Consider the following 24,690-nt stretch of genomic DNA (forward strand, 5'->3'; position numbering starts at 1 on the left):
TGGGTTTTCGAGCTTCCATCTGATCGAACGGAGGAGTTTCGTCGATGAACGACAACGGCACCCAGATCCGGGAGATCGCGCAGCAATTAGGCGTGCCCGTCAAGGATGTTCTGGTTCGCCTGAGAGAGCACGGCGTGAAGGCTCGGTCTGGGTCGTCCACACTCACCCGCCAAGTGGAACGTTGGCTTCGTGATTCCTATCGTCCCCTCTCGCAGCGGAAGCCCGATCTGCTGGCGAGCGCGGAGGGCCCCGAAGACGTGGTGATCCGTACTCAGTCGTCCAATCCTGCGCGACCACAACCGGGTAAAAAGGCCCGGAAACGGCCGATTCGTCCGAGGCGGTCAGGAATCCCGTTCATCAGCAAAGAAGAGCAGATCGCCGAGTGGGAGGCGAGGAAGCCGCCCCTCGATCCGGAGAAGGTACGAAAGCGGATCCATGAACTGAACACTCCTGAGCGCAGACGCCCCAAAACCGAGATAGAGAAGGCCTCCGACGACGCGGCCAGTGAAGCTATGCGTTCACACAAGCCCAGCAGCTGGCGGCGTGGAAGATCGCCTGGCAGTTATAGCTAGGGTTAGTGGAGCTTCGGTGTCCATGCACGGTCGATACCGGGCGGATCCGCCGGCCTGCTCGATCTACAGCGGGAATAGTTCGAGCGCTCGCTTCGCGAGTTTGTCTGTCCGGATCTCGATCTCGGCCTCGGTCCACTGGCTAGCCGCGACGACATCGGTATTGAGGTCGAAGCCGTTCTTGAATCCGACGTACTTCCCCTTGATGTCCTTCCGGTTCTTCTTGTACGAGAACGAACGGTTGCCGAGCGTGCTGTTGTAGCCGGTAATGGTCAGGTTGCCGAGCCGGTGAACGTGCTGCTGCTGCACCGCTGCTGCGGTCTCGGCGCCGCCAAGCATGGTCAGCCAGTCCTTCGGCAGACCTGGGCCCTGCGGCAAGATATGTTCGATTGTCCACCTGTAGTTCCTGCCCTCACGTTCCCAAAGGTCGGTGAATGTCTCCTTGGTCATGGCGTCACAGGCCAACGCGATCAATAGGTACCTGGTTACGTCCGCATTCTCGTTGTACAAGGGCCCGGTGAGTTTGGCGTAGAACTCCGAATCGCTTGAGACGACCTTCCGGAGGCGTTTCCGTACTGTGTCGACGATTCGCTGGCCGGTCATTCCGGACACGTCCGTGATGATCGACATGAAGAGTCGCTGCAGCAGGTTACTTGCGGGGCTACCGGTGAGGTTCCTGCGCACAAAGAAGCTTGTCAGAATCTCGGTGATCTCTGTCAGCATTTCGTCGCTGAGCTCACGGCTATCGCGGTACGCCATGAGATACAACAGCAGCGCCTCCGAAGGTGAACCTTGTACGCGCGCGAGATTCGCCAGCGCTTCGTCGAACGAGTCTGTTGCCTCGTCAGCGTCTAAGTTTCCGACGATGCGGCGATATAGCCCACCGCACAGCAGAATATCGTCGAGCCGGCGCTCCAAGTCCACATCGATGATCCGATCGTAAATCCTGATGAGATTCGACCGCGTCGCGAGCTGGACCTTCGGGATCGCCGGCAGTTCATCTTTAAAGGCGTTGTAGTAGTGCCGAAAGAACCGTTCTTGAATCTTGTAGTCGTCACCGAGATCACGCAGAAGTTCGTTCCACTGGTCGAACACGTGGTCTGCTGACAGGCCTTTCGGTCGCTTCTTGTCGGCCGCCGCGAGCAGCGAGTTTTTGATGATGTCTATTGGGGTCAACGGTATGCCGCGATTATTCAAAGACTCGAACAATGTAAATGCATCCGAGGTGCTTTCAACTTCGAGCTTTACCAGAATCGCGCGCTTGACCCGTTCGAGTAGATCGAGCACAGGGGTCACCGACGCCTTCGGGCCAGCATGCTGTTCGATCAGACCACTGAAATGGCTGTACGCCTTCATGATGCGCCGGTTGCCTAGAAACTTGACTATGGGTGCTTTGATGTCGATGCCCGCTGTTTTAAGGACATTCAAGTAGTCGGCGTTGTTGTTGTTCTGCACCTGTGGCCGCACTCGCGGGCGGACCGGATCCTTCAAAATGAGCTGGCGGCGCAGATTGCTGGTGTCGATACGTTGGTCTTCGTCCAGTTGGTCGATGTGCCTGGTGAGAAATGCGTAGATGGCAGCCATTAGGATTGATAGCGTTGTTAGCCGTTGTTGGCCATCGACGAGCTCGAGAACGTTCTCCTTAGTTGCGTTCGACGTCCTATTGATGCAGATGATGGTTCCGAGGAAGTGCCCGGAGGCCGCGTCGTCTTCTTCGAGTAGGTCATTGAAAAGCTCGTCCCATTGCTGTCGTGTCCAGGCGTATTCCCTTTGATATTTAGGGATTTCGTAGACAACGGTGTCTTGGTTGCTGAGTAGCTTGTGCACTGGGTCGTTGGCAACGGACTTGATCACTGTTACTCCCCACTTAGTGGTTTCGATGAATAGATCGGTGTTCGGAAGCTACGCCTTCGGCGCTTGAGCGGTCGCCAAGTCGGGCACTCAGTGTTTGTGTGGCGAGATCTGTCGGCAGTGCAGCTGAGAACTTCAGGCCTCGTAGTGCAGTCGCATCAACAGCTGGCTGTTGCCATTGAACCTGGCTGATCGCTGCGCTGAACTCCTCGACCGTCACACCGGGGAGCAGCCGCACCGATTTCTCATCAATCCGCTGCCGAGGGTCGACCACCGTCGGCAGCGAAGCCTGCAACGTCCGGTTCGCGGCGGTGCCGGCCCACGTCCACCACCTGCCGGTTGAGTCGGACGGCAGCCGAACGATCAGCTTCTCGTCGGAAACGTTGTCACCGTAGCTCTGCCGCAGTTGGTCGATCATGCCCGAGGCGCGCCCCGTAAAGGTCACCCCGGCGGGTAGCGCACCGAGAATCACCTCACGCATCCCGCGCGTGATGTCGTAGGACAACCCGCCGCCGGAACCTGACCATTTTGCTTTACCACCACCGTCAGCGGCTTCAACGAAGCAGCGTCGCCGCTCCCAGTCGACGTGGGTGACTTTCCAAGATCGACCGCCGAGCAGGAGAACTCGAGGTCCCTCGACCTGGCCGGTCAGAAGGTCTGTCCCAATCGTGCCGACCTCCACGCGGCCAGCCAGAACCAGAAACTCGGGTGGTGCGGTGAACACCGCGGTGAGGTCGGAGAAGTATCGTCGACCGAATCGCCGTTCGGCCTCTTGCCCGATGTGGAAGAACGGTCCGTCCGCCTCGAAATAGCCCTCTGTCACAAGGAAGTCGAAGATCTCGCCAGCGCTGTCGTCGAACACGGCAAGATCACCCCAGGACGACACCGCCTCGGCGGTTATCCGCTGCTCCTGCAGACACAGCGCCATCAACTGCTGGGCGGCGATATGCCGCGGGTGCGCGGGCGGCTGAACCGGCTCGACCCAGCCGTCCGACCACCGCTTGAGCATGCCTGCCGCCAGCAACAGAGATTCGTCATCGACACACAGAAACAGACAGTTCCGGGAGGTTCCGGCGCGCCGGCCGGTCCGACCCAGCCGCTGCAGGAATGACGCGACGGTTCGTGTCGATCCGATCTGAATGACGCGGTCCAGATCGCCGACATCGATCCCAAGTTCCAGGGTCGAGGTCGCGACGATCACCGTGTCTCGCGCGTCGGCGAAGGCGGCCTCGGAGCGCCTTCGTTCCGCAGCGGAAAGCGACGAGTGCGAGATGTAGGTTTCGATGCCGTTGTCGCGCAGCATCGCCCCGATCTCCTCGGCCTGCTGGCGACTGTCCACGAATACGAGCCGTTTCTCACCGGCATGCAGTGACGAGATCACCTTCGCGGCGTTGAACAAAGATCCGACGAAATCTACGGTGATGTCCGGTGCCGCCGATGCGGGCGGCGTTGCGGGTGCTACGACAACCGACTCGCGACGGTGAAAGCTGCCCTGCAGCCAACCGAGCAGCTCATCGGGGTTGCCCACTGTCGCAGACAGCCCAATCCGCTGCAGGTCACGGTCGGCGACGCGTGCCAAGCGCTCCAACACCGCGAGGAGGTGCCACCCTCGGTCATCACCGGCGAAGGCATGGATTTCGTCGACCACTACCGCGCGGAGCCCGGCGAACATCACCCGCGGATCGACCTTCGTCGACACCAGCATCGCTTCGAGGGACTCCGGTGTGGTCAAGAGAAAGTCGGGGCGTTCGACCAGAATGCGTTGGCGCTGCGGCTGTCCGACATCGCCGTGCCAGACCGCAGCGGTCCGCCCGAGCCAACTGGCGTAGCCATCGATACGTGGCTGGAGGTTGTTCAACAGCGCGCGCAGCGGGCACACGTACAACACCGATACGCCTTGCCAGTCCTCCGCGGCCATCCGCGATAGCAGCGGAAAGACGGCGGCCTCTGTCTTGCCGCCGGCGGTCGGCGCCAGCACCAGGGTGTCCTGACCGGTCAGTATGGGTTCAACTGCGTCGGCTTGGGTTGGACGTAACCCGTTCCACCGCAGCGTGTTCGCCAGATGGTATTGCACGCCGGGGTGTAGTCGATCGAACGCGTCCATCAAAGATCCAGCGGAACGTCATCCGCGGTCAATGCAGCGCGCTCGGAATCGGACAGCTCGGCCGCCGCAATGCGCACCTCGTAGTCCTTGTACGGGTCGAAGTCGGCGAACTGTTCAATCTTGTCCAGCACGTCGACCAACTTGCGCAGGAACAGCCGCGGCGCGATGCCGACCTTGCCGCCCAGCTCACCGGCCACGGCCGCGGCGAACCGGCTCACGAAGGTATCGTCGGCGACCCTGCTCACCCGCTCGGGATCGGGAACACCGCCGACGTAGAGATCGCGCACCCGTGTGCCGAGTTCGATCAGCCGGTCCTGGTCAAACCCGTTGAGGCGCAGTTGCGGTGCGCGGGGGTTGTCGAACCGTGGGTCCTTGGCGAACTCGGTGTGCAACCGGTCGGCCAACGGTGGCAGCAGCGGAATGCCTTGGCGCCCCTCAAAGAATGCCGGTGTGCCGGTGATCAACAGATAAAGTCCAGGGAAGTGCCCGTCGTGGACTTCGTCAACCAACTGCCGCAGCGCGTTCAATGCCTTGGCGCGGGCGTCACTGCGCACCCGCTGCAGCGTTTCCACCTCATCGAGCACCAGCAGCAGGCCGGGATGTCCGGCGTCGGCAAGCACGGCGAGCAGCCCACGCAAAAAACCGAGAGCCAAGTAATGATCGAGGTCCCCCTTGATGCCCGCCCGCCGCTTCACCGACGCGGCGACGTGCGGCTGTCCACCCAGCCAGGCCACCAGACCATCGGCGCCGTCATTATCACCCTCGGCCACCATCCGTCGATAGGCCCGGATCGCCATGGGGAACACCGGCGCATGCGCAGCGACGTCGGTGAGGCGGCGCTCCAGGATGACGTCAACCTCGACGCCCTGCTGCTGAGCGTCGTCCTCGACGGTGAACAACCACGCGTCCAGGATCGGCCGCAACGCGCTGGGCTGGATGGAGGCTGTGCGCAGGGATTCGATGCTCCGCCGATACACAGTCTCCAGTTTGTGCAGCGGTGTGTCGATTTCATTGATCTGGACTTCGGCGACCGCGAAGCCCTTCTTCATGGCACGATCACCCAGCCAGCGCGCGAAGAACGTCTTGCCGGAACCGTATTCGCCGCGCACAGCCTTGAATACCGCACCACCAGCGGCCACCACATCGAGCTCTGCATCCAGCTCGATCTCGAAACGCCCTAGCCCGACGGCGAGCTGATCGAGCCCGTTGGACGGCACCGTGCCCCGGCGCAGGGCATCGAGGACCTCGCGGCGGCGCCGCGCCGAGACCGGCGATGTCATTCGGTGACCCCGAACTGCTCTTTGAGTGCCTCGACGTCCAGGCGCACCACACCGCCGCCGACGCGCAGCACCTCGTAGCCCTCTACATCCAGGAGTCGTTTCGCCTGCATCAGGGCGCCATTGACGCTGACCGTCGCGACACCGAGTGCCGCGGCGGCCTGGGCGAGGGTGATCTCGCGGGCCGAGGCACCGAGCAGTGCCTGCAGAAGAGCCTGGATCTGGGCCTTCTGCAACACGATTCGGCCGGCAACGGAGAGTTGTTCGGTGAAGACCTTGCTGCGAACGACAGCGGCGGGCAGGGAACTCGAGGCGACACCTGGCACGTCGTCGAACAGTCCGGGCCCGTCTTGGGCGGCCTTGCGGCCCTTCTTCGGGGTCGGCGGTTGCGGTGGGTTCTCTGGTGCAGTGGTCGATCCGGCGTACCACCAGGGTGGCTCGGCCCCGACCACCCGCGACGCACCGTCGGGTAGCTCGCCGGCGACCAGAGCGATGACCGGGACGATGGCTTCGGCGGGGGTGGCACCGCCGTGGTAGCCGGCGTTGCGGGCGCCGTACCGGATGGTTTCGTCGACCGCGAGGACGACCTGCTGGGATTCGGTGAGCACACGCGGCCCCTTGACCACAACTTCGCGGTGGGGGTCCGCTTGAGCCAGGTCACCGTGTGCGCGTTGGCCGTACGTGTTGGCGCGGTCCGCTTTGACGCTGGTGCCGTATTCGATGATGTGGCCGTGATCGGAGGTGATGAGCACGGCGCGGCCAGCGTTCTTCGCGGCCGTGAGTAATGGCGCGAGGTAGGTGATGGTCTGCAGCGTCCAGTCGGTGCCGCCGGGGTCGGTGTGGTGCAGCGTGTCGTCGACGTAGTTCAGCACCACCGCGATCAGGCGTTGACGGTCGATATCGGCGATCGCATTGCGGACTTCGGTGGCCAGCTGGGCCCCGCTGGTCACCGCGTCGAGTGCCTTCTTGTGGAAGATCGGGTCTGGCACGCCGCCGGTAGCTTCCAGCTGCGACTCCCGCAGCAGCGAAAGGAAGCCGGAACGCTCCACCGAGCTGTCGCCCGATCGCAGTTCACCGCACAGCAGCGAGCAGCGGCTGCGTTGCGTGAGTGTCGGCAGCACGGCCAGGGCACCGGCACGGCGCGCATCGTTGTTCGCGGCGATCTCGGTCCACCCGTCCTGTTGGGCTGATCGTACGAGATCGTTTGCGGCAGCGACCGAGAGCGCGTCGACGACGAGCAGCAGGGTCGGGGTCTTCTTCGCGAGCGGGATCACCTGGTCGCGCAGGACATTTTCGATGGTCTGCACCGGCGGATCAGGAGCATCGGCGAGTGCGGTGGCGAATGCGCGATCGTGGCGGGCGCGCCGGGCCAGCGTGGTGTCGATGATGGCTCGCAGCGCCGCCGCCGGAATGGGATTATCGGCGCCGCGACGGGTAACCACCAGAGCGGAGTCCACCCAGGAGTCGGTACGCACGTACCCGTCGGTCAGCGACGCGAGGCCCTTCTGTCGGGTGGTGTCGGTCGCCAGGTGTCGGGCGAGACGAACCGCCCCGCCGAACGCATGGCAACTGCGATCTGCGGCCGACAGGAAGTGGTGTTGTACGTGTTCCCAGCAGCTTTCGATGTCTCGCAGTGCCGCAGCGGACAACAACGGGGCGTCGAGGTCTGCCGGCAGGGGACTGGGCAGTGCCGCCGTAATGGCGTGTGAGAGCTGCACCAGCCGTGCGTCCAGGCCGTGGGGGAGCAGATCGGAGGACGCGGCGGTATCGCCGATGCCCAGCTCGGTGACCACCGCGGCCGCGGCTGCCAGGACGGCCTGCTGTTGTTCGGGCTTCAATGAATTGATGACCAACCCGTAGGTGTCCTGATACCAGAACCGCAGTTCGTCATCGGCAAGGTTGGGCACATTGCTGCGCAGCAGGAACTTGCCGGCGGCCTTGCTCTCGGTGTCATCGAGCACTCCCGCGACGATGCCCAGCGGCACCAGGTCCGCGATCCGGCCATTGCCCAGCAGCGCGGCGACCGGTGCGTGCAGACGACCGCTGCGCGCGGCCAGCCATCCCTGGAACGCGCCAAACAGCTCCGGCCCACCAACGGATCGAAGCGATTCGAGCCGTTGAGCGACATCCGAGGATCGGCTCCACTCCAGCACGGCCAGGGTGTCGATCTCGACGCCGACGTCTTTGACGATGCCGAGGGCATCCCGCGCGAGCGCGGACATGGCGTGATCCCGAGTGAGGACGCCGCCCGGCGCCGGAATGTAGGCATCGGCGGACAGCGCGGCGAGCAGCCCGTTGGCGATCGCGCGGTCGTTGGCGGTCCGGTAGAGGGTGGGTTCGATGGTGGTGGCGGAGAAGTTGCTGCCCAACGCATCCCACGGGTCGGGGGTGATGAGGCGGCCGTCGAGCAGGTGGGCCAGCACGGTGTCACCGAGGTCATCATCGTCGACGCTGGTGAGCACGACGGTCCAGCCGCTCGGATCACGACGGTCGATGGCCTCCCAGATCGCCAGCACCGAGGGGCAGGGTGCGACGGTGACGGGTGTGCCGAAGTAGTCGAAGTCGGCGCCCTCGTAGGAAGGTTTGGCACGCAACCCCAGAACGCCGTGGGTGTACTTCTTTTCCCGCGCCTTCTTCAGCCGGGCGCGGATGACGGGTTCGGTGGCAGCGACCGCGGTCATTCCACCCACCAGCGCACGTGGACCCGCTTGCCGTGTTCGGCGATCGCCTTCTCCAGGTCGGCTGTCAGGCCGGGGATATCGTCGGTGTTTCGGAGTGTGACGTCGCCCTTGGCTGTCCGCGGTGTGGCGGGGGGCGGGGTCACAGGCTGGTCGTCGACCACCCAGGCGACCAGTTTGTTCTCGACGGAGGTGAGTTCGTCACTCAGTGAGCGACCCGGCACCGAGATCGCCTCATGCAGGGCTTTTTCGATGGCACGGGCGTTATCGCCGGTGGCATCGGCCCGCTCGACACCTTGATGCAGCTTCTCGACGAGCTTCCACTTGAAGTTGCGCAGCGCTGCCGTGTCGCGTGCAGCGTCGTTGCGGATCTGCCCCGCCGTCTCGGCCGCCACCGGCAATGCTGCGGCGGCTGTCTTGTTGATCACCGGCACGGTGCCCGACGTGGCGTGCAGCTGTTCCATGAGCGTGCGCAGGGCCGCGGCGGCGGTGAGGCGGTCACCGCCACCGGCGGTCATACCCAGCTGCCGATAGCGGGTCTCCAACTCCTCGATGAGGTAGGTCAGCTGGCTAGTGCTTTCGGTGGCTTTGGCGCGAACCTGGGTAGCGAAGTCGGCCGCGTTGGCGCCGGTCAGATAGGTGCGAGGCATGGTGTAGCCGAACAGCTTCGACGCTGCGGTCCGGGCATCGTCCCAGGCTTGCTGCTCCGGCAACTCTTCGGCCCGCAGTTCGATATTGGGTCGTAGCCGGCCCAGCGCGGGCGGCGTCATCGCCTGCCCGGCTTCGAACCACGCCCGTTTGCGCAGCAGGGCCCAGGCGCTGATCACGAGGTCCCGAGCTTCGGGGCTCAGCCCCCACGCCGGGGTGAGCCCGTCGATGTGCTGCTGCAGCCCGCCGATGGTCACCGGGTCGGCGGCGTGGGCGGCACGGTCGAGTTCGCCGGCCCAATACGCGAACGACTCCTCGCCGAACAGGTAGTGGTCCTCGGTGGCCTTGCCGAGACCCAACGGGGCAGCAACGCGGCGGACGGCTTTCCTATCGGCGCCGGGATTGGTGGGGACGCGGCCATCGCGGTGGGCGGAGGCCTGCTCCACGTAGTCGCGGACGGTTTCGTAGTTGCGCGCGGTGACCTCCTCGTCGCTGGGATCGAAGGCAGGGTGGCGCGGGTAGGTCGCCGTGAAGGCCTGGTCGACGAGCTTGAGGAGCGCGTCTGCCAGGCTGGCGGCCGGCGGCATCGACGGGCTGAAATCGCGCGACAGCGAGGTCAGGACATCGAATTGGGTGGATTCGTCGGTAATGCGCTTCGGATCGTGCGGTTCGATACCGTAGGCCTGCTTGAGCACATTCTCGATGCTGGTCCGGGTGCCGCTGAGCAGGTTCTCCAGGATGCCGCGGGCCTGGGCGCGGTCGGTCGCCGGGAGGTGGTCGGAGTTCTCCTCCCAGCGGTCGCCGCTGCCGGTGAACAGCCAGTCGAGTTTGACCAGCAACGCCAGATCCTCCATCGCGGACTCGGTGAAGAACCGCGGCAGCCACACCAGGGTGTTGCGGTCACCGTTAGCCAGCAGTCGGTCGATCCGGTCCATATCGTCTTTGCTGGTGAAGCCGGCGTCGTCGAAGGGATAGTCGACGACGATCCGCCAGGTTCCCGGCCGATGATCGAAGGTCTGCTCGGGCAGCGAGCTGGCGTCGCGGACGTTGCCGAATACGATGTCGACTTCGCGGCGCGATCCGCGCCAGATGACGGTTCGGCTGGCGGCGCCGCTCAGGTCGTCCTGCCCGGTTACGCCGAGCGCCTTGTGGATGAGTCGACGTAGCAGGACACGTCGACGTCCCGAATTGTCTTCGCCACGAACACGTTCCACGATCGATTGGTAGTCGACGTCGGCGAGCTGCACCCGGATAACGGGGTTGGCGGCATCCGAGACATTGATCTCCGGCACTTCCTTGGATGACCAATCCCGGACGATGGCGAGCACGGTGCGGGCCTCACCGCCGGCCATCCGCGATTTGATCGAACCGTGGTTGAGTGCCGCGAGCCGCGCAGCGGTAATATCGCGCAGCGCGGGGACCTTCGGGGCGATCGCCGACAGCAGCAGGGTCTTGGCGACCCGCTCCTGCCCGCGGAAACCGGCCGGCACGGAGGTCGGGTCGGTGTCGAGTTGCTCCCTGCTGACCGAATGCTTCTCCAACAGCGCGGGCAACAACCGGTTCTTGTAGAGGTCGTTGGCGGCTTTGAACATGGCGCCGGCGTGCCCGTCGATGGGGTCACCGCCGTCGACGATGTAGTCGTAGGAATCACCGACCGGAATCAGGTCTTCGACGGTCAAGGTGTCGCGGCGGTCGACGAGCATGCGCTGCATCACCTTGAGCGCGGTCCGCTCCCGCTGCATCACAGAGGACAGGTTGCGCAGTGTGGACACCAGCGCAGGGGAGAACGGGTAGGTGAGCCGGAAGTCCTGAGCCGATGCCCCGCGATGGTGTTCATCGGTGTTCAAGCTGTCTTGCAACACATCCCACACGTCCTTGGAACGGGTGAGGTTGTTGAAGGCCTCGTCGAGGATCGCGCGGGCGGCCTCGTCCTTCGGTTTAAGCAGCCGGGCGTGCGCGACCTCGGCGAGGTTGTCATCACCGAGTTGGATCTCCCGGAAACGGCCCTGCTGATACTGAAACGCCCGGTCGAGGGCTTCCTGCTCGGCGCCGGACGCTCCGGCATCGGCGAACCACTTGCGCAGATCCATCTGCCGGGAGATGAAGGAGATCAGCGGGATGGCGCGGTTGCGCCCCGAGGATTCGACCAGCTTGGTGATCTTCTGGGATTCGCGGGCGAAGAACTCGGTGTCGCGGACCGAGAACGCCAGCCACAGCACCAGCTCATCGAGGAACAGCACCACCCCGTCGTAACCGAGGGATTTGGCGTGTTCGGTGATGATGACCAGACCCCGGTCCAGGTCAACGTAATCGGCGGTCTCGGTGAACGACTTGAAGTAGCCGTTGACCAGTGCGGAGACCAACTCGCGGCGTTCGCTGTCTTCCGCGGATGCCTGGCGTGCCGCCTGGTAGCGCGGCAGGTCCCAGGCACCGTCGACCAGGTTGCCCCAGCCTCCGCCGCCCCCGGAGCCGCCGCCGAGCCCGGCGAGGAACTCGTCATCACCCATGCGGTCCCGGAGGTTCTCGGCATCGGCGAGCAAGGTGTCGGACAGGTGTACTGCGGGCAGCGGTGCGTCGGGGTGCAGCCGGGTGATCTGGTCGACGTAGCCTCGGAGGACGGCCTGTTCCAGGCTCGTGGCGCCGAGCAGGTGGTAGGTGAGCCGCAGGATCTTCTTACCGGACAGTTCGCCGTCGTAGTGGCCGGTGAGGTCCTGGAACTTGGTGGTGCGGATCGCGGGGTGGTTGCCGAGCAGCGCGTACAGCACAGCCATGAAGTGGCTCTTGCCGGAGCCGAAGGATCCGGTCAGATAGGCGGCGCGGGAGGTGTTCTTGTTCAGTGCGTCGGCGACGAGATCGATGGCCGCGGTGAAGTTGTCGCGCAGTGATTCGGTGATGACGTACTCGTCCAAGGTGGCCTGAATGTGGGCTTCGTCGTTGGTGCTGTCGGTGAGGCGCAGCACGTAGTCGTCGCTGCCGACGCGTTCGGGAATGGTGATGACGTCGCGGAGCAGTGTGGTCATGACGTCTTCCTGGTGCGTGGTTTGCGGGTCGGTTCGGGGCGCCACGCGGTGAGTTCGGTGACGGTGAGGTGGTTCTCGGCCAGGCGGGTGGTGAGTTCGTCGGCGATGGTGTCGGCTACAGATTCGCCGTACTCGGGGTCGATCTCGTTGTGCCACTGCTGCACCCAGGGCAGCAGTTCGTTCAGACCGGCGAGCATGGGGATGAGTTTGGGGGTGTCCCAGCCGTCTTCTATGCGTTGGCTGATCAGCCCGGCCACGGCCAAGGCCTGGTCGGCGTGGTCCCAGCCGGCCCAACCGAGCAGTTCGGTGGTGTCGGAGTCACGGCCAGCGCCGGGGTAGGAGATGAAGCGTTCCTTGGGAACGTCGAGCTTGCCGCGGTGGGACCAGAAGGAGGTCTTGGCGAAGTCTGCGGGCTTGTACTTCGGCGGGACGGGGATCGGCGTCTCGAGCTTCTCGCCGCGGTCCTCGCGCCGCTGCAGCTCCCAGGTCTGCTCCCATACTGCACGCTTCTCAAGTCCGGTGGGCTTGTACCGGTAGGCCGACAGGTAGGGAACCGATTCGTCGGCAAGCAGTTTCGCGAGTGCGGTACCCGCGGCGATGTTGTTGTCGCCGGCCCATAGGCGCAGCACATTGCGGAAGTCGTCGCTGCGGTCGAGCACATCGGCCAACTGGGCGACCGACATGGGTGTGGGCCGACCATCGCGGTCGAACCACAGTAAGCGGTCCTCCACCCGGTCGAGCAGCCAATTGCGCAGCGCGGACTGCACCTGCTTTTCCCACGGCTCAACAGCCCAGCGGCGCTTGTACTCCGGTCGTTCCAACACGCGAATGTGCGGATTTGACACGATTGTGTCGAGGCGGCGTTGCAGCAGTGCTTGGTAATCGGCGGGAAGGTGGTCGGGGATCTTTGTGGTCGGCATGAAGCGATGATTGTGGTGAATGAACCACGTCGTGTCTGTCTCGCCTTCACTAACTTGACGCGCGAGATCAATGGCAAAGGAGCGTTCCGCTGGCGCGATCGGTGGAACATGCCCGGCGTAGGTGTAATCTTCGTCGACTAGGCCATAGATGCGGTAGTAATCCCAATCGAGTTCTTCTTGGTGGGCAATCATCAACCCGCGCAGGCGGTCGTATTCAGACCGTGCTACTGCCAGGGCTGACGCCGACGGCGTTGCCCTGCTGGCGACTTCGCGTGGAGTCTGCTGTTGAATCGACCGCGCGAGTTCATCGAGGATCTCCGCATGCCCGATCGGTGTTGAGGCAGGCATAGGGATATCGCCGACAGTCGTTCCGTTGAACTGGTAACGATGCTCCCAAGGTTCGTCCGCGCCCGCCTGCTCGGCACCTGGTCGACCCTTATTGAAGCAGTTCTGTTTAAGCCAGAACGATGACACCGATGAGTTCAGCACCCCGACCAGCCGGAGATGATCCTCGACTGATGAGCCCTCGGGCAACTTGATGACCGGCGCAGTCTGTTTGAAGACTTTGCCACCGCGGTCGAGCACGAAGTGGTTGTGCGTCGCAACTTCCGCAAAGGTGATGGAGAGGGGGGTGCGGAGCTTGGAGGAATAGCTCTCTAGATATACCCACCAGGGAAGACCGCGGTCCGCGAAGCTCTTGCTGAAGACAGTTCGTTGATTGAGAAGCGTACGGAAGGGCCAAAGGTGATTCGGAACAACAGAATATGCTGTTACGGGTTCTGAGTTCGCCGCGTCGACATAAGGATTCACGGCCACTAGCCGCGGAGCGATAGAGAAGTCCCGAACGTCTTCACCTGTAACGAATTGCTGAAACGGAAGCTCCTGATGCGTGACTGAGACCGCCGATTCGGGATACAACCAGGCGTCGTCTTCACCCACCACCGTAGTTCGCCCAATTGCTGCTGTCTCTTGGCCCAGTGTTTTGTTTGATCTGTTGTTGACGTGTGCCAGGAGATTAACGGCGGCACCCCCACTTAAGCTCCAGGGATGTGCGGCCAGCAAGGAGCGTGGCAGATCGCGAACACTTATGTGGGAATCTTCGAAGCGGGGTTGGGAAATGTGATTGGTGATTGAAGTCCACACCACCCCCTTCGCCGGTTCGCTGGGGCGGCCCGGCTCACCGCGAATGCCAAGTACGGCACGAACGCTGTCGGTCATCGGACGCTGTCGACGGCCAATGATAATCACGGTTGGTGTGCCATGCCCTGGTATGTAAGCGCCGGAGGTGTCGATCACGGTTCGGAGATCCATAGTGGGTAGGAACTGCTCGATCAGCTTCGACCCAAACTCCCGCTTCATGAACGAGTTTGAGGTGATCTGTCCGACCCAACCGGAGGGCCGATCACGACCGCTAGGCCGGGCCAGGCGAAATAGCAGTTCCATGAAGGGCACAGTGAGCGCGTACTGTCGGTGCGGCGTCGTGTAGAGCTGCCGGTAGGTCGAGTTCAGCGCAGCATCCTTGACCGTGATATATGGCGGATTCCCCACCACCACATCGTGTTCCCGCTGCAGAATCTCGGTCAGCGCGTCGGCGTCCTCGGTGGTGTCGGCACGCACTGACGGTCCGCTGGCTAGCAGATCGTCCGGTAGCAACTGTTGATTCGCGCCCCACAGCAGGCTATCGCCAGCGGCGAGGTGCGGGGTGTACGCAATGCGCTGTTCGAGGCTGGTGTCGCCGGCGGCTTGCAACGCCGCGACGAGAAGTCGGAAGCGGGCGATCGCCACGGCGAACGGATTGATGTCGACACCGTAAATGCCGTCGAGCGCCTTCTCGACCAATTCTCGCGGTCCGAGGGCGGGGGCATGGCGTTGCCACCGATCATGTAGGCGATGGAACGCCCCGAGCAGGAAGTGCCCCGATCCGCACGTCGGGTCGATGACCGTGAACCCTTCCAGCGGCCGGTCGGCCAGGGCGGGTTCCATAGTCTGGTCGAGAATGAATTCCTCGACGAATTCCGGGGTTTGAAGCAGCGCATAGGTCTTCTTGGCGTGCTCAGATAGATCCTGATAGATGTCGCCGAGGAAGCGGGTGTCCATCCCGGTGAACGAGAACAGCGGTGTGCCATCGCCGTCCTGCTGCCACCAGAACTCCAGCAGCTTGCGTGCGGCGTCACCGGACGGTGCGGTTAGATGCATGGGGGAGAACCGGTCCACCAGGCCCGCGGTGGCGGGGAACTTGGTGAAGTGGCCGCTGATCTGGGTAAGCCATTCCCGGTCGGTGTCTTCGGGATGGGCTTGAAAGTAGGCGCGGCGCGCATCGAGCGCGTGGGCTCGTTCATCGGCGTCGGCACCGGAGATCCAGCGCGGCGTCACCAGCGCGTTGTCCTCGCAGTATCGGGCGAACACCGTCAACAGCACCCAGGCCACGGCAGCCTGGGTCACCCGATCATTGCGCCATTCCGGCCACGCCGCCGCGGTCCGGTTCGCCGCGGCTGCCCGATCGTAGTCGCGCTTCCACGCGTCGAACACGCCGTCCTGCCGGGAATCGGGGTCGTCACCGTCGACCCGAGCCCGTAGATCGGCCTCCAGGTCCAGCACCAACGAGCGCAGTGCCGCCACCACATTCGATGGAGCCGAGGCCATCACCGATCTCCCTCATCATCACGCGCCGGCACCAGGTCCGGAGTCTGTTTCCATACCAAGAACTGCCCACCCGGCGATCCCAACTGAATGGGTTTACGATCCACCAACGCGCCGAGCTGTCCACGCAGCTGCGGCAGAATCACCCACACCGGTCGCCGCCGCGGTGCGGCGAGGTCGCTCAACTTGGCCAACACGTCCAGATGGCCGTAGCGGGCCAGCGGCGACACCTCGGTGAGAATCACCGGCTCGTCGCGCGCATCGCCTTCGAAGACGCTCGCCTCCAAATCTTTTCGCAGCTGCGGCACCACCCGGTCGATCACCGCACGTAGGCCACGCGCATCCATCGGCGTCGCATCCGCCGCATCGGCGCCGCGCACCAGATCCCACGAAACCCCTTGCTGCTCAGCCAGAGACCGCATGGCTTCAATGAGGCGCGCCGTGACGTCGACCAACTGCCCGCTGAACGATACGGCGAGTTCGGTGGCGACACGCTCATGCTGGCCGGGCCGGTCCGCGGGAATGGGAACCCCGACCGCGAGGAAGCCGTGTTCGGCGATGCTGCGGCGCAACACCGCCTGCTGATCGACACCATGGTCTGACTCATCGGACACCGTGGTCGTGGTGGTAGGAACCGCGGTCGGCCTACGGGTGTGTAGCGTCGTCGCACTCGGCGGCTTGGCATCCCGGAACCGATAGGTGCCTGTGCCGGCGTCCCATTCCAGATTGAGCGTCGTTTGCGCCAGATAGGTATCCAGGTGCGGCGGCGCCGGTACCCGATCCAGCTCGGGGAAGCGGGCGCTGACCCGGCTGCGGATCTGCGAAGGAGACAACGACTCCGACTGCGCCAAACCGGTCAGCGCCGTTTGAATGGCGGCGGCTGGAGCGATGTCACGGTTATGCAGTTCGCCGCGCCCCGACACGGCGGCATGCTTGGAGATGGCGGCCGCCAGTCGGATCAACCGGCTCTCACCGGGGAGCGCCGTGCGGGCGTCGGCATCGTCGTTGACGGCGCGATACCCGGCCTGGAAGGCGGCACCGAGTTCGCGCGCCGCGGTCGACGGCGGGATGACCACGTTGAGATCCGAGCTGACCATCTCGTCGGCGCGCTTGGCCGCGGACTCGGCGGCCGCGATCAGTAGCTCGTCGGTGGCGAGCAGCGCCAGCCGACGGCCGTGCCTGCGTCGCACGAAGTCCTTGTTCCCGGTGGCGTTTTCGTGCTCGCTGACACGTTCCAGAGCCACCCGCAGCAGTCCGCCGGCGGTGCGGTCGGCCTGGGCCTGGCGGTAGGGATCGGGGGAGGGCACCGCGGCCTCGGGGAGGCGGGCTCGGATCTCGGCGGTCAGCGTGTCGATGGCCGCGACACCCCCGAAGTCGGAGAGCACCTGTCGGGTGATGTCACCGATCGCGTCGAGCAGGTCGCGGGTGTCCTGTCGCTGCGCCCAATCGTCCTGCAGCTCCTTGAGCAGTTGTGGCCCGCGTTGGGAGGCCTTGTCCAGGGCTGCGGCCAGTTCTGTGCTGCTGGCGAAGGCGTCGAGTCCGGGCGTCACACCCAGGAGAAGCTCGGCGGCGTCCTTGCGGGTCGATGACCGTGCCCCCGACACCGCGGACAGCAGCACCGCCACCGCGTCGTCGAGACCCATGAGCGCGTCCCCAGCGGTGCGCTTGGTGTCCTTGCCGAGCCGTTTGGCCCAGGCCCGGTAGCGGGCGGTGATTTCCTTGCGGGTGTCCTTGGCCTCGCGGGCCACCAGCCGGTTCAGCCGGGTCGAGTCCAACGCCAGCAGTGCCCCAACGGTGGTGACCTGAACGGAGGCGAGCGCGGACACCGCGCGCGCGGTCAGACCGGCTACGCCCAGGGGCGTTGCGGCAGTGGCCTTATCGGCGGCGGTGTCGTCTCCGGCATCGGCCGCCTTCGTGCCGAGCGTGGTGAAGACGGTGCGCCAGGCGCGCAGCATGTCCTCGGCGGTGTCGGGGCGGGCTGCGGCGTCGCGGGACAGCGCCGTCCGGAAGAAGTCCACCAACGCGGCGGCGATGCTCGACTCGAACATCTCGGGCTGCAGGGTCACGTCGTCGTCGACGGTGGCGGGGTTGGCGTTCTCGTCGGGCCCGTAGCAGGGGCGCCCGCCCGTCGCCATTTCGAACAGCACCACCGCGGCGCCGTAGCGTTCGGCGGCGGTGTCGTACTGGCGGCGCCCGCCGAAGCCGAGGAACGGATCCAGGTATGGCGGGGTGCCGGCCTCCACATTGCGGGCATCAACCCCGGCCATCGAGAAGTCGAACATCATCAGATGCGAGTCGGTGCGGGAACTCGACTGGTAGACACCGAGATTCGAGGGTTTGATGTCGCGGTGGGTGACGCCGACCCGCTCCAGCGTCACGACGGCGGTCAGCAGGTCGGTGCCCCAACGCTCTAGTACGTCGATGGATAGCCGGCCGCGGTTGTTGAGTTCCTCGGCCAGGGTGGTGCGTCCGGCATAACGCAGCAGCAGCGCGGTGCGGCCACCGACTTCGAGACGGTCGTACAGGGTGACGATGCGGTCTTCGTTCTCCAGTTTGCCGAGCACCTGCGCTTCGGCGTACAGCCGTTCGGCCGCCTCAGCGTCCTTGGCGACCTTGAGGACGCGTTCGGCGTCACCGACCTGCTTATCGAGGACGAGGATGCCGACGGCGGTGGACCCGGCACCGAGCTTCTGCTTGTAGACGAAGCGGCCGTCGAGCACGTCGGCGGGCAGCGCGTCGAGGGGGTCGGTGCCGGTGCCCTCGTTGAAAATCTCCTTACGCGCCTGCCCGAGTTCGTCGAGGAAGGTGCCGACATCAGCGATTCGCTCGGCGGGGCTGGGATTGGTGGCGTCGAGCACCAGTTGTCGCAGTTTGGTGCGGATCTGCGGCATTTCGGCGGCGAGGTCCAGGCCGCGGTCGCGGCGCAGCCGATCGATCAGTTCACCGCGTTCGGTGGCCGGTGATTGACCACTGAGGATGTAGAAGGCCAGTGCGCCGAGCCCGAAGATGTCGATGCGCGCCGGGTCGGTGGGACGTTGCCCTTCCGGGGCGCCGAACAGTTGCGCGGCGTCACTGGGGCTGGCGGCCATCAGGCTCAGCGACCCCGACGACAGCCGGCTCACCGCGGTGTCGGGGTTGGCCGGCAGCACCCCGGCGCTGTCCCAGTCGGTGATCTGCGGCAGCAGCTTCGAGCCGCGTTCGCGGATCGCAACGGCCCGCGGGTTCAGCGTGCGATGCACCACCCGGTTGCGATGCGCGTAATGCACGATGTCGGCGATATCGCCGATGAGGTCAAGCTGGCGCTCCAGCGGCATCGAGGCCTTATTATCGGCCAGCCACAGGTCTAGTGGGACGTCGTTCTTGGGTTGCGGGAATACCAGGCCGATGCCCAGCTCGGGCTCGTCGACGATGTCCTCGGGAACCTGCAGCCCGTCGAAGCGCAGCCGGGACAGCAGGTGATATTCGGAGGTGACTGCGCGCTGGCGGGCGTGCTTATCTGCCGACGAGGCTCCTTGGCTGGTCAGGTAGAAGCGGATGCGGGCGTGACGTTCGGCGTCGACATGGTGGAACGCGGGCCAGTCCTGCCAGCCTTCGCCGTCGGCCAGCGGTTGCTCGTCGATGATCCAGGAGCCGACCTCGCGTTGCCGGCGCGGTGCCAGACCGATGGCTTTCATCAGGCCGGCGATGAGTTGGCTGTCGCGCTCGGGGATCAGCTCATGGCGTGCCGGAGCGAGCAGCGCCTTCGAAATGCCAGGCAGCCTGGTCCGCCCCTCGAGGCCATCCAGGCCGTAGAGATTGATCTTCGAGGTCTCGGAGAGTTCGCACTTGAACTCCTCGTGGTGCAGGAAGACCAGTTCTTGGACGTAGGGGATTCTCCGGACAGCTTCATGGCCGCCGCGTTGGCGGATCGCGTCCTTGAGCAATGAGGCGAAGTACTGGGCTTTGCGCCGAGCCAGCAGTAGCGGGGAGTCCTCCGATCGGCCATTGCGCTGCCAGCGATGGTCGTTGCCGGTGAGGATGCCGCGGTAGTGCTTGAGTTCGACGAGGTAGAGCGTGTCTTGGGCGAGGACTAGGAGGTCGACCTCATGCCAGCGGCCGCGGTTGTCGCGGAACTCGAAGTTCGCCCAGGCGCGGTACGGCGGGGCGTCGGGCAGGGCCTGCTTGACGAGGTCGAGGCCGGCTTGTTCGTGGGCGAACTGCGACTCGGCGATCTGGACCCAGCGGTCGTCCCTCACCGATCAATTCCCCCTTGGTCATGTGCTTGGTAACTAACTTACTGAGTACAGGTCTGCTTGTTGCGGATAGCTGAAGGTTTTGCACCCGCGCGTTGACGCCAGTGCGGACCCGGGAGGCGATTCTGCCTGACGTGTCCGACAATATCTGGAGTGTTCGCTAGCAACCGATGGCGATGTCGCGATAGTGTGCGCACACGTTTCCAGAACTGCGGGGGTGGTTGCATGGTCTTGCCGTTGATACCAGTTGCTCTGATTGCTGTAGGTGCAGTCACCGGTGGTGGTGGACTGGCGTTGGGTGGCAAGGGTGGCCTTGCGATCAAGAAGGCTCAGTCGCAGCGCAGTGATGCGATCAAGCGGTATGAGGCGCGTCGAGAGCTGAGTGAGGCGCACGTCGCTCAGACGAACACACATCTTGAGGGCCTCGGCGGTGACCAACAGCAGGCGCTTGTCGACGTCGTGCTGCGTATGGCGGAGTTCCTCCGGCGCAACGAACGGCAGGTTCGGGAGAATGAGCGATTGTTGGTCGACGGGATCGACGCAACGATGCAGCGAGTCACGGGGCTCACGACGCTCGACATTGATGCTGCGTCGTGGATCGCTGGAGCGCTTGGATCTGTTGGTGTCGGCTACGGTGCCGGTGCAGGGGTCTCCGCAGCTGCCGCGAGCTTCGGAGTTGCTAGCACCGGGGCGGCGATTTCGGGCTTGTCCGGCGTCGCTGCATCCAATGCTGCACTGGCGTTTCTTGGCGGCGGCAGCTTGGCGTCCGGCGGCGGCGGGATGGCCTTGGGGGCAGCCGCGCTGAACTTCGTGACGATCGGGCCCGCCCTCTTAATGGGTGGCTTTGTCGCACATATGCAGGGCGACAAAGCTCTGACTAACGCGAAGGAAGTGTGCGCCAAAGTCGACGTCGCAATTGCCGAGCTTGACGAGTTCGACGCCAAGCTGTCTGCCGTGGACACGCGGGTTGACGAGTTGCGCGCCGTGCTCCGCGATCTGCGCGGACGAGCGGTCGCGGCGTTGGACGTGCTGGAATCCGGATCATTCGATGCAACTGTGCACGCAGACCGGTTCCAGCGGGCAATGACTTTGGCGATGGCGGTGCGGGATGTTGCCGCCGCCCCCGTCGTGGACGAGGCCGGCGATCTGACGGAAGAGAGTGCGGACCTGACGGTCAGGTATCGCGCGATGACTGAGGAGGCCGCCGGTGCCTGATCCCGCAAAGGTGCACACTGCCAAGGTAGTTGGACGGGCCGCCGGCGGTGTGACGGCGCTGCAAGGTTTCGACGCGCTCAACCAGATCGTTTCCGCTGCCAAAGAATGCATCGCTGTTCATGAGACGGAGAAGAGCAAGCGCGCGCGGCTACAAACGTACGAGACCACGGAAGTGGCGCGTATAAAAGCAGCTGAGTCGGTTCTCAAGGACTATTTTTCGAAGGTTTTCGCTGAGCGCCGATCAACCTTCGAGGAGCTGTTCAGTCGCCTCGATGGAGCATTGGAAGCGAACGACGGCGAAACGGTGGCACTGATGGTGCGCGGGATCGTCGACATCGCGAAGACGTCGCCCCTCGCCGACCTTGGGGATCTCAGTCAGATTCGCGCTGCGCTTGATGATCCGGACCAGGTGTGGGAGATCTAAGGCGAACGGTCAGACTGACGCTTGACCTGGACAAGCTGCACAAGCCCGTGGCGGTCAGATTGGCATGAGCGCAGCCGAATTCGATGACGACCTTTTCGATATGGTGTCGGAATTGAGCGGTCCGGGCACCTTCATCCTAACGTTGAGCACCAAACTCCACCGGATCACCGCCGTCGATCGTCTCGGTGTTTTGGTCGATACCGAGCGGTCGATGAGCCTCGGCACCGGGCCGCAGCCGGTATATGTATGCGTGCAACGGATCAAATCCGTTCGTCAGAACCATCCTTCCCACCGAAACAACGCCGCAAAAGGGGTGAGTCAGTGAAATTCATTGCCTTGGCAATCGGAATTGCTGTATTCGTCTTGTTGCTTGTCGGCGTTGCGGTTTATGCATACGTCACTACCCGCTCAGCGCAACGGCGCGAGAAAGAGCGGATTCATCGGGAGGAGGCGGCTCGCCTGGCCCGTGAGAAAGCAGCTGCTCACAGGCGACAGAAGGAGGAACGGGCCCGACTTGAGGAAAGAAATCTCACGGAGGCGCTAGGTAAGCGCGGCGCAGCACTTCTCAAACGAGCGAAATCTAGTGTGCAGCAGGTCGTATCGACCGAGGCGGCCCAGCTTGGTCATCTCGGGGAGGTCGACTTCGCCCCGGACGTCAAAGATATCGAAGATAGCCTGAGGAAACTGCAAGCCCTGCAGGCGAAGTCAAATGAGCTGTCAGGGCTGCCCGCGCCGAGCTCGCACGATCGAGATATCGTTGCGCACGCGAGATCCTCGATTACGAGGCTGGAGCGAAGGGCCTCCGAACGTGTCAAGCTCCTGGAGAAATGTGCTTCCGAGGCGGCGCTGATCGACGATTCCCTGCGCAAGGAACGCGACGAAAAGCAGTTGGCCGCACAGCGTGAGGAACTGCATGGCGAGCTGGCGGCTCTACTGTATGTCACTGATACCGCGCATGCGGTGCCGGTCGAATCGGCGGCAGATTCCGTCATTGCCCGAGTGCAGGCCTACCAGGAAATCCGAGGCCAGATTGTGCGTGCTCGCGCAGATGACATGCATTCCGAATCTAAAGGCGAATCGGAGGAACCTTCTTGGATTCCGGCGCCACTACGAGACGCGTGGAAGTGGATTGCCGAGTAGGGCTGGACGGACTGCAGTCGACAGGTCTAACGGAGCTCGAAATCGAGGGGGGTAGGTGGGGAACCAGCCAGGCGCGTACTTGCTATGGAACGAGCTACGCGGTGACTGGTGCAACTACGACATTGTCGGCGAGCAATACCACGGCGTGGCCATTTACGGTCTACTGCCTGACGATTGGTCGAGAGAAGGCTTCGAAACGCAGCGGATGTTCGAACTGGTCCCAGAACCAGCGAATCCGCACGACCGGTGGGCGATCTCTGTGCGCGCCGACGGCAAGACGGTTGGCTATATCCCACGTCAGGACTGCCGGTCATGGGCCAACGTCGTCCGACGGGTTGCCGCCTCCGGCCTGATCGCGATGGTTCCGGGCCGCATCTACGCTCGTGATGCCAAGAACTGGGATGAATGGGACGGCGAGAGTGACCCGCCCCGGGAGTTTGCATCGACAGTGCAAATAAAGCTCGGTGATCCCGACGGCGCGTTGCCGATCAACAATCCGCCGACGGTTCCATACACCATGATCCCGCGGTCGGCGATCGTGCAGGTCACCAAAGAAGACGAGCACACCGACGCATTGCTCAAGTTTGTCCCCGGGTCAGGGTATGGCACCTTGTTTGTGACCTTGCACGAAAGTCTCTCGGGCCGGGCGGCATCCGCGAAGCCGGTCGTCGAAGTCCGTATCGACGACGAGCGAATCGGTCAATTGACACCGCAGATGAGCCAGCGGTTCTTGCCAATGATCCGACACCTAGCGTCGCGTGGACTGGTCACCGCATGCTGGGGTGACATCAAGGGATCGGCGGTAGCGGCAGAGGTGCGGATCGACGGCATCAAGGCCAACGAGGCCGATGAAAGGGTCCTCGACGGTGAGCCGGTGACGCTGCCTCCGCTGACGGATGTACAGGATGACCCCGAGGCATACGTACTTCCCGACTGGATGGACACGAAGGTCCAATTCGGCGCGCGGCACTCCTATGTATCTCAGCCCGAATCGGTCACGCCCTCCACGCCGGCGGCGCCTCCGCTGCCACCCGCGGCTTGGTACGACGATCCGCAGAATCCTCGGATGTTTCGCTACTGGGACGGACTGCGCTGGACCGAGCACGTGGCACCGAAAGTCAGGTAGGGGCTTTGATACCGGACGCCACGCTGCCGGTCCGGGTGGTCGAGTGGAACGTCGCGATGTCACTCCACAAGAAAGCTCATCTGCTCTCCGACTTAGAACCCACCATTGCCGTCCTTCCGGAGTCTGCCAACACCGAGCGCACCCGCAACGCCCTGCGGGATATAGGCGCCACTTCTATCCGGTGGATCGGTACCAACCCAAACAAGGGGTTGCTTGCGGCCAGCTTCGGCGAGTGGCAGCTGGATGTCGACGCCAGCTACGACCCGGGATACCAATGGGTGCTGCCGCTTCACCTCAGCGGGCCGAGGCATCTGCGGGTGCTCGCCGTGTGGGAGATGGACAGGCGTGGCACCGGGTATCCGGAGGCGCGTCAACGTGGCTCGGTGCGGGTCGCACTGCCGCATTACGCAGATTTCTTAGCTGGGGACGCCGACCTCAGCCTGATCAGTGGAGATTTTAATGCGTCGGTTATCTGGGATAAGCCGGGGAGACTCCGAAACTTTGGCGATCTGAACCGCGAGCTACAGCACCGTGGCTTTGTCAGCGTGTACCACCATCACCACGGGTGGAATTTGGGAGCAGAACCGGATCCCACGCTGTGGTGGCGTCGTAAAGAAGGCGCGACGTACCACATTGATTACACTTTCGTATCCCGTCCCGACGCCATCAAGAATGTCGTAACAGGCTCATTCAACGATTGGATTGCGTACAGCGACCACAGCCCGACGATCGTTGATCTGGACGTTCCGTGCTCACAAGACGGTACAAGGTGAGCACCAATGTGGTTGTGGCCGTTGATCCGGCGATTCACGTCGGAATTGTCAGACCTGCATAGTTCAATCGTCT

The 24,690-nt window shown here is 63.7% G+C and carries 14 protein-coding genes; 7 read left to right on the top strand and 7 right to left on the bottom strand.

The window, feature by feature from the left end:
- Positions 1–44: 44 nt before the first annotated feature.
- Entirely contained in the window at positions 45–572 is a 528-nt protein-coding gene (locus ACWDUN_RS00675) for a hypothetical protein (RefSeq protein WP_449923181.1), read from the top strand.
- A gap of 63 nt (positions 573–635) precedes the next feature.
- Here the strand turns inward: ACWDUN_RS00675 and ACWDUN_RS00680 are convergent, their stop codons facing one another.
- Genes ACWDUN_RS00680 through pglW form a run of 7 tightly spaced genes read right to left on the bottom strand, consistent with a single transcriptional unit; the run spans position 636 to position 19,942 of the window.
- Positions 636–2,423: a DUF262 domain-containing protein gene (locus ACWDUN_RS00680; protein ID WP_449923184.1), complete on the bottom strand. Its 1,788-nt coding sequence runs from the start codon at positions 2,421–2,423 to the stop codon at positions 636–638.
- A gap of 13 nt (positions 2,424–2,436) precedes the next feature.
- Entirely contained in the window at positions 2,437–4,524 is a 2,088-nt protein-coding gene (locus tag ACWDUN_RS00685; protein WP_449923186.1) for a DEAD/DEAH box helicase, read from the bottom strand.
- Positions 4,524–5,804, bottom strand: a complete 1,281-nt coding sequence (gene brxD / locus ACWDUN_RS00690) for a BREX system ATP-binding protein BrxD (RefSeq protein ID WP_449923189.1) — start codon at positions 5,802–5,804, stop codon at positions 4,524–4,526. Before brxD ends, ACWDUN_RS00685 begins: the two co-directional genes overlap by 1 nt.
- Positions 5,801–8,482 carry a BREX-2 system phosphatase PglZ gene (pglZ, locus tag ACWDUN_RS00695; protein ID WP_449923192.1) on the bottom strand — a complete coding sequence of 894 codons (2,682 nt, stop codon included), beginning with the start codon at positions 8,480–8,482 and terminating at the stop codon, positions 5,801–5,803. The genes brxD and pglZ overlap by 4 nt, the downstream gene beginning before the upstream one ends.
- Positions 8,479–12,147 carry a DUF6079 family protein gene (locus tag ACWDUN_RS00700; RefSeq protein ID WP_449923195.1) on the bottom strand — a complete coding sequence of 1,223 codons (3,669 nt, stop codon included), beginning with the start codon at positions 12,145–12,147 and terminating at the stop codon, positions 8,479–8,481. Before ACWDUN_RS00700 ends, pglZ begins: the two co-directional genes overlap by 4 nt.
- A complete protein-coding gene (gene pglX / locus ACWDUN_RS00705) occupies positions 12,144–15,710 on the bottom strand; it encodes a BREX-2 system adenine-specific DNA-methyltransferase PglX (RefSeq protein WP_449923198.1) in 3,567 nt (1,188 codons plus the stop codon). The genes ACWDUN_RS00700 and pglX overlap by 4 nt, the downstream gene beginning before the upstream one ends.
- Positions 15,710–19,942, bottom strand: a complete 4,233-nt coding sequence (gene pglW, locus ACWDUN_RS00710) for a BREX system serine/threonine kinase PglW (protein ID WP_449923201.1) — start codon at positions 19,940–19,942, stop codon at positions 15,710–15,712. Before pglW ends, pglX begins: the two co-directional genes overlap by 1 nt.
- Positions 19,943–20,164: 222 nt before the next feature.
- On the opposite strand from pglW, the gene ACWDUN_RS00715 reads away from it, so the two are divergent.
- The 6 genes from ACWDUN_RS00715 to ACWDUN_RS00740 all read left to right on the top strand — a co-directional run bounded on the left by ACWDUN_RS00715 (position 20,165) and on the right by ACWDUN_RS00740 (position 24,617).
- Entirely contained in the window at positions 20,165–21,154 is a 990-nt protein-coding gene (locus ACWDUN_RS00715) for a hypothetical protein (RefSeq protein WP_449923203.1), read from the top strand.
- Positions 21,147–21,578 carry a hypothetical protein gene (locus ACWDUN_RS00720; RefSeq protein ID WP_449923206.1) on the top strand — a complete coding sequence of 144 codons (432 nt, stop codon included), beginning with the start codon at positions 21,147–21,149 and terminating at the stop codon, positions 21,576–21,578. The genes ACWDUN_RS00715 and ACWDUN_RS00720 overlap by 8 nt, the downstream gene beginning before the upstream one ends.
- A 64-nt stretch (positions 21,579–21,642) precedes the next feature.
- Positions 21,643–21,903, top strand: a complete 261-nt coding sequence (locus ACWDUN_RS00725) for a hypothetical protein (RefSeq protein WP_449923208.1) — start codon at positions 21,643–21,645, stop codon at positions 21,901–21,903.
- The gene (locus ACWDUN_RS00730; RefSeq protein ID WP_449923211.1) at positions 21,900–22,718 is read left to right on the top strand and encodes a hypothetical protein; all 819 of its coding nucleotides are present in this window, start codon (positions 21,900–21,902) and stop codon (positions 22,716–22,718) included. Before ACWDUN_RS00725 ends, ACWDUN_RS00730 begins: the two co-directional genes overlap by 4 nt.
- A gap of 55 nt (positions 22,719–22,773) precedes the next feature.
- The gene (locus ACWDUN_RS00735; protein WP_449923214.1) at positions 22,774–23,844 is read left to right on the top strand and encodes a DUF2510 domain-containing protein; all 1,071 of its coding nucleotides are present in this window, start codon (positions 22,774–22,776) and stop codon (positions 23,842–23,844) included.
- Between the two features lie 35 nt (positions 23,845–23,879).
- Positions 23,880–24,617: a hypothetical protein gene (locus ACWDUN_RS00740; protein ID WP_449923217.1), complete on the top strand. Its 738-nt coding sequence runs from the start codon at positions 23,880–23,882 to the stop codon at positions 24,615–24,617.
- Positions 24,618–24,690 lie beyond the last annotated feature (73 nt).

It is taken from the genome of Mycobacterium sp. NPDC003323 (genome assembly GCF_053589535.1).